Here is a 6,481-nt window from a genome sequence, read left to right as displayed (position 1 = left end):
CATCAGCGTGTAGAACCAGCCGCGGGTCTGGTCGATGGCCTCCGAGATGAACTGCGCCGGGTAGCGGCTCTCGAAGATCTCCTTGTTCTTGTACGCGGGTGCCCCGCCCGCCTGCCGGGCGACCGGCTATCTGCTCACCGGTTTCCGCCGACGGTCTCGCGTGCGGCGCGCAGGGACTCCTTCAGCGACCCCATGGTGGCGAGGACGGCGGTGGGTTCGTAACCGCAGTGCGCCATGCAGTTCGCGCAGCGCGGGTCCTTGCCCCGGCCGTACTTGTCCCAGTCGGTCTCCTCGATGAGCTGCCGGTACGTCGGCACGTAGCCGTCGCTCATCAGGTAGCAGGGCCGCTGCCAGCCGAACAGCGAGTAGTTGGGGATGGCCCATGCCGTGCACGGGAAGTCGGCCTTGCCCTCCAGGAAGTCCAGGAAGAGCGGCGAGTGGTTCAGCCGCCACCGGCTCCGGTTGCCGCCGGCGAAGGTCTTCCTGAACAGCTCACGGGTCTGGTCGACGCCCAGGAAGTGCTCCTGGTCGGGTGCCTTCTCGTACGCGTAGGCGGGCGAGATCATCATCTCGTCGACCTTGAGGTCGTCGTTGAGGAAGTTGAGCACCTCGATGATGGTCTGCGGGGTGTCGGTGTTGAAGAAGGTGGAGTTGGTGGTGACCCGGAAGCCGCGCCGCTTGGCCTCCTTGATCGCCGCCACCGCTTCGTCGAACACCCCCTCCTTGGCGACCGATTCGTCGTGCCGCTCGCGCAGCCCGTCGATGTGCACGGCGAACGCGAAGTAGGGCGACGGGGTGAACTTCTCGATCTTCTTGCGCAGCAGCACCGCGTTGGTGCAGAGGAAGACGTACTTCCTCCTGGCCACGAGCTGGCGCACGATCTCGTCGATCTGAGGGTGCATCAGCGGCTCGCCGCCGGCGATGGAGACCATCGGGGCGCCCGATTCGAGCACGGCGCCGACGGCCTGGGCCACGGGCATGCGCTGCTTGAGGACTCCGGCCGGGTGCTGGATCTTCCCGCAGCCCTCGCAGGCGAGGTTGCAGGCGAACAACGGCTCCAGCTCGACGATCAGCGGAAATTTGTCCCGCTTGCGGAGCTTCTGTTCAATGAGGTACGTCGCAACCTTGATGGACTGACGAAGCGGCATGGCCATCTAGCTCACCTCCTGGGGAGCAGCAGAGATCGGTGCCATTCATAGAAAGCCGGCAGGACAGCACGAAGAACACGGAAAGCCGATATTCCACCGCGAAGCGTGCCGATGCGGACGAGCTCATGCTCCGGAGCGTCCACGACCACCCGTACGGCGGCAACCGGGCGTGGCCCGGACCGCAGGGCGGTGCGCAGGGTCGCCGCGGACTCCATGTCCACCGCGATCGCCCCGGTGGCCCGCAGTTCGGCCCGTCCATGTCCCCGGACGACATGGTCGGAGCCGGTCAGCGGACCGGTGTGTACGGTGCGCCCCGGTACGGCCCTGGCCAGCGCCTCGGCCAGCAGGTCCGCGCCGGTGCACGGGACGGGGTCCCCGGCGGCCCGGGTCTCCTCGGCCACCACCAGGTCGCCCGGGTGCATCCCGGACGCGAGACCGGCGCAGAACCCCGAGGCGATGACCGCGGTGTCCGCCGCCCCGTCCTGCCCGAGCGCGCGCGCCACGGCGGTTTCTGCCGCCCTGGGGCCCATGCCGGTACGGAGCACGGTCACCCGCTCCGGGGCGTCCACCGCCCTCCCCCTGCCGGTGCGCAGGGCGAGCTGTTCGATGCCGAGCGCGCAGGCGATCAGCAGGGGGGCGGCGGGGCCGGCCGGCCCCGGACCGTCACCCATCAGGCCTCCTCGCGCGTCGGCGTGCGGCCCGCGAACGGGTCGCCGTGCACGTACCGCCCGAGTGCGGTGAGCGGGAAGACCTGCCGGTAGAGGTGGTAGTTGATGGAGAAGTCCCAGGGGAACCCGGTTCCGGTGAAGTAGGGCTCGTCCCAGGAACCGTCGGCCTGCTGGGTCTCGGTCAGCCAGGCGATGCCGCGTGTCACGGCGACGGTGTCCCGCCGGCCCGCGGCCAGCAGCGCGAGGAGCGCCCAGGCGGTCTGGGACGCGGTGGACGCGCCGTGGCCGATCCACTTCTCCTCGGTGTACGAGCGCAGATCCTCGCCCCAGCCGCCGTCGTCGTTCTGGACGGACTCCAGCCACTCGACCGCGCGCCGGATCGCCGGGTGCGACGGAGGCAGCCCGGCTGCGGTCAGCGCGGGGACCACCGACCCGGTTCCGTATACGTAGTTGACGCCCCAGCGCCCGAACCAGCCGCCGTTGGCCTCCTGTTCGGACAGCAGCCACTCGATGCCGCGCCGGGTGACGGGGTGGTCGGCGCGGCCCTCGACGGCGAGCATCTCCACCACGTGCCCGGTGACGTCGGCGGACGGCGGGTCGATGACCTCGCCGAAGTCGCAGAAGGGCAACCGGTTGGGGAAGGGGCTGGTGTTGTCCGCGTCGAACGCGCCCCACGCCCCGTTGCGGGACTGCATGCCGACGTTCCAGCGCACGCCGCGCTCGATGGCGGCCTCCACCCGTGCCTGGTCGGGGTGGCGGACCCGGCGGAGGGCGAGGACCACCTCCGCGGTGTCGTCGATGTCGGGGTAGTTGTCGTTGTGGAACTCGAACGCCCAGCCACCGGGCTCCAGTCCGGGTCGGCGCACCGCCCAGTCGCCCGGCCGGACGATCTCCTCGGCGAGCATCCAGTCCGCCGCCTTCACGAGCGCCGGGTGGTCGGGGGCGACCCCGGCGTCGGCGAGCGCGATGGTGGCCAGGCAGGTGTCCCAGACCGGGGACTGGCACGCCTCGATCATGCGGGTGCCGTCCTCGCGCCACACGGCGAAGCGATCGAGCGATTCGAGTCCGGCCCGCATCACCGGGTGTTCGAGGTCGTAGCCGAGGAGGTGCAGGGCGATGACCGAGTAGACGGCGGGCGGCTGAATGCCGCCCCAGCAGCCGTCGTTCTCCTGGCGTTCGATGATCCAGCGGGCGGCGGCGTTCATCGCGACCCGGCGCAGTCCACGCGGCGCGAACCGGTGGTAGAGGTGCAGCGCCTTGTCGAGGCGCTGGAAGAGGCCGTCCCAACTCGCCGCGGGGGCGGGGCGCTTGGGAGGGTTCGGGTGGTCGGGGTCGGTGTGCAGCTCATCCAGGGCGAAGGGGGCGGGCCGCACCGGCCGCTTCGCCGAGACGATGGTGAGCGGCACGATGGTCTGACGGGCCCAGCAGCCGAAGTCGTAGATGTTGAGCGGGACCCACGTGGGGAAGAACATCAGCTCGGGGGGCAGCTCCGGCAGGTCGTCCCACTTCCACCAGCCGAAGAGGGCCAGCCAGATCCGGGTGAAGACCCGGCTCGCGGCGATGCCGCCCTGCTCCCTGACCCAGCCGGCGGCACGGGCCATGTGCGGGTCCTCCGGCCGGTCGCCCGCCAGCCGCAGCGCCACGTACGCCTCGATGGTGGTGGAGAGGTCCGCGGGGCCGCCGTGGAAGGTCGCCCAGGTTCCGTCGCCGAGCTGCTCGCCGCGGATGAACCCGGCGGCCGCCCGGACCGTGGCGGGGTCCTGGATACCGAGGAACTGACGGAGCAGCAGGTCCTCGGCGTCCATGGTGACGTTGGTGGCGAGGTCGCCCTTCCACCAGCCCTGCTCGTCCTGCCTGCCGAGGAGATGCTCGACCGAGCGTTCGGCGGCCCGCCGCGCGGCGGCAAGTACACCGTCCGCGGCGATGGTTGATTCGATAGTCGGTCTGCTGGCCGAGGCTGCGCGGGGGTCAACGGCCCCGGTGCTTCCGTCGGTCGTCGCTGTCATGGCTTCCCCTTCGTGCAGGTGGTCCTCTGCTGTGCTGGGGTCTCCGTCGGCCGGCGCCCGTGCGGGCACCGGCCGGCGACTGCGAGTCATATGGACCAGATGGTGATCATCTCTTTCGTACGACGACGAAGTCCGCGAGCGCCGTGAGCTGCGCCCGCACGGATTCCGGCATGTCGACACCGTGCAGCACCTCGATGGCGACCGCATGCTGACGACGCGCCTCCTGGGCGGTCCACTCGCGGCCGCCCGCCTCCTCGATGAGCGCCGCACGGGCGGCGAACTCCTCCTCGGAGAAGCTGTCGAAGTCGCTGCTCTTGGCGTCGGCGGCGAGCAGTTCGCCGAGGCGCTCGGAGGCCGGCCCGCCCGCGGCGAGCGCGGCGACGACCGGCAGCGACTTCTTCCGCTGGCGCAGATCGCTCCACGTCTGCTTGCCGGTGGACTCGGGGTCGCCCCAGATGCCGAGAAGGTCGTCGACCGCCTGGAAGGCGAGCCCGAGGTGGTGACCGTACGCCTCCAGGAGGTCGGCGGTCCGGTCGTCGGCGCCACCGAGCACCGCGCCGATGGAGCAGGCGCAGGCGAGGAGGGCACCGGTCTTGTTGCCCTCCATCTCCAGGCATTCCTCGACGGTGACGCGCTCGCGGTGCTCGTAGGAGATGTCCTGGGCCTGCCCGTCGATGAGCTTACGGGTGGCCGACGTCAGCCGCCTCGCCGCACGGCCCGCCTCGGCCGTGCCCAGCTCCAGCAGGACGTCGTAGGCCAGGGCGAACAGGGCGTCGCCGACCAGGATGGCCTGGGCGGGGCCGTGCACCTTCCACACGGTGTCGCGGTGGCGCCGCTGCTCGTCGCCGTCCATCAGGTCGTCGTGCAGCAGCGAGAAGTTGTGCACGAGTTCGACGGCGACGGCGCCGGGGACGCCGGCCTCGGCCGCGGCGCCGGCCGCCTCCGCGGACAGCAGGGCCAGCGCCGGACGGACGGCCTTGCCGCCGTCGCCGTCCGCGGGCCTGCCCTGGGCATCGATCCAGCCGAAGTGATAGGCGGCCACGGTGTCCATGGGCGGTGCGAGCCGGTCGGCGGCGGCCCGGAGCACCGGCGCGGAAAGGGCCCGTCCGCGCTCCAGAAGCGCGGTGACGTCCGTGGCGTCCGCCACGGTGTCGAAAGCCGGATTCGCCGGGGTCACTGACTCTCCTCTTGTTCCGGTGGTACTGCTCATGCCGCCTCCTGCAGCGGATGTTCGTGGGGGCGGCCGAGCGCCAGGAGCGCGGCGTCCGCGGCGCCCGCCCCGCTGCGGACCGCGCCCTCCATCGTGGCGGGCCAGCCGGTGGCGGTCCAGGCACCTGCCAGGAAGAGTCCGGGGGCGCGGGTGAGCGTCCCGGGGCGCAGCCGGCCGACGCCGGGGGCGGGTGCGAAGGTCGCGGTGCGCTCACGGGTGACGAAGAAGTCCCGGATGCCCGCGCCGCGCGCGGCCGGCAGCAGCCGTTCCAGCTCGGGCAGGTAGCGGGCGCGCAGCTCGGCCACGGGCAGGTCGATCTCGTCGCCGGCTGCGGACTGGGAGACCGCTAGGTACTGCCCGGGGCCGGTGAGGCCGGACGCCTCGGTGCGGTCGAAGACCCACTGGACCGGCGAGCCGAGCGCGGCGAAGAACGGCCGCTTGAGGACCTTGCGGTCGTAGACGACGTGCACGTTGAGGATCGGCGAGGTACCGATCTCCAGGAGCCGGTCCGGCGCGTCGAGCGCGCCCTCGGGCAGCAGCGCGTGGGTCTCGCGCTGCGGCACGGCCAGGACAACGGTGTCCGCCTCGATCCGTTCGGCTCCGGTGTCGACCAGCCAGCTTCCCTCGCCGGTGCGGGTGAGGGCGCCCGCCTTGGTGCGCAGTTCGGTGCGGACGCCGGCGGAGTCCAGCGCCTTGCGGCCCAGGGTGTCGTGGATGTCGCCGAGCGGTACGGCGGCCCAGCCGATGTCGGCGGCGCCCGGTTCGGAGAGCAGTCCGGTCTTGAAGACCTTCGCGGCGAGCGCGAGGGAGGAGTGCGGCGCGGTGGCGTTGAGGGTGGCGACGCCGACCAGGTCCCAGAGAGCCTCGATGGTGCGGGGCGACTGGCCGTGGCGGGCGAGCCAGCTGCCGAAGTCGACGGCGTCGAGCGCGGGGTCGTCCGGGTCGAGCCGGCCGAGCGCGAGCGCGGCCCGTGCGACGCCGGCCCGTTCGGCGAGCGACAGGTGCGGGTATCCGGCCAGGCCGGCGGCGAGGTGCAGCGGAACCGGGAGCGCGTTGCGGCGCAACCGTCCCAGCCGGGGTCCCGAGGGCCGCCCGACGTCGAGAACGGGCACGTCCAAACGGTTTTGCAGGGGCGCCAGGCGGGCGCCGTCGACACGGTCGAGGAACCAGCGGTAGGCGGTGCAGCAGCGCAGGTAGACGTGTTGGCCGTTGTCGACCGTCAGGCCGCCCCGGCGGAAGGAGAAGGCGAGCCCGCCGAGCCGGGGCCGCCCTTCGAGCAGGGTCACGTCAAGTCCGGCGTCGGCCAGGCGGAGGGCAGCCGTGATGCCGGCGAGCCCGCCGCCGACCACGACCGCACGGGACGGGCGCAGGGCGTCGTCACTCATGCGTCCCCCTCTCGCCGGGCCTGCTCAGGCAGGGACGCAGCGGCCGGGCCGGGGGTTGCCCGCC

Annotated in this window: 6 protein-coding genes; all 6 read right to left on the bottom strand. The window is 72.0% G+C overall.

Annotated elements, in window-relative coordinates; all coding sequences use genetic code 11:
* Nucleotides 1–78, bottom strand: a 78-nt coding sequence (locus ABZ564_RS25295; protein WP_360860754.1) for a hypothetical protein, incomplete at its 3' end; no start/stop codon positions are given.
* 56 nt (nt 79–134) lie between these two features.
* Complete coding sequence (gene hpnH / locus ABZ564_RS25290) at nt 135–1,154, bottom strand: adenosyl-hopene transferase HpnH (protein WP_360860743.1); 1,020 nt, start codon at nt 1,152–1,154, stop codon at nt 135–137.
* A gap of 5 nt (nt 1,155–1,159) precedes the next feature.
* Complete coding sequence (locus ABZ564_RS25285; protein ID WP_360860741.1) at nt 1,160–1,819, bottom strand: 1-hydroxy-2-methyl-2-butenyl 4-diphosphate reductase; 660 nt, start codon at nt 1,817–1,819, stop codon at nt 1,160–1,162.
* A complete protein-coding gene (gene shc, locus ABZ564_RS25280; RefSeq protein WP_360860739.1) occupies nt 1,819–3,822 on the bottom strand; it encodes a squalene--hopene cyclase in 2,004 nt (667 codons plus the stop codon). Before shc ends, ABZ564_RS25285 begins: the two co-directional genes overlap by 1 nt.
* A 106-nt stretch (nt 3,823–3,928) precedes the next feature.
* Nucleotides 3,929–5,032, bottom strand: coding sequence for a polyprenyl synthetase family protein (locus ABZ564_RS25275; protein ID WP_360860737.1), 1,104 nt, complete (start codon nt 5,030–5,032; stop codon nt 3,929–3,931).
* Complete coding sequence (gene hpnE, locus ABZ564_RS25270; RefSeq protein ID WP_360860735.1) at nt 5,029–6,417, bottom strand: hydroxysqualene dehydroxylase HpnE; 1,389 nt, start codon at nt 6,415–6,417, stop codon at nt 5,029–5,031. The genes ABZ564_RS25275 and hpnE overlap by 4 nt, the downstream gene beginning before the upstream one ends.
* Nucleotides 6,418–6,481 lie beyond the last annotated feature (64 nt).

Origin of the sequence: Streptomyces sp. NPDC019224, assembly GCF_040632605.1 — a bacterium.
In the GTDB taxonomy this organism is placed as follows: domain Bacteria; phylum Actinomycetota; class Actinomycetes; order Streptomycetales; family Streptomycetaceae; genus Streptomyces.
This window is presented reverse-complemented; position numbering and strand designations above follow the sequence as displayed.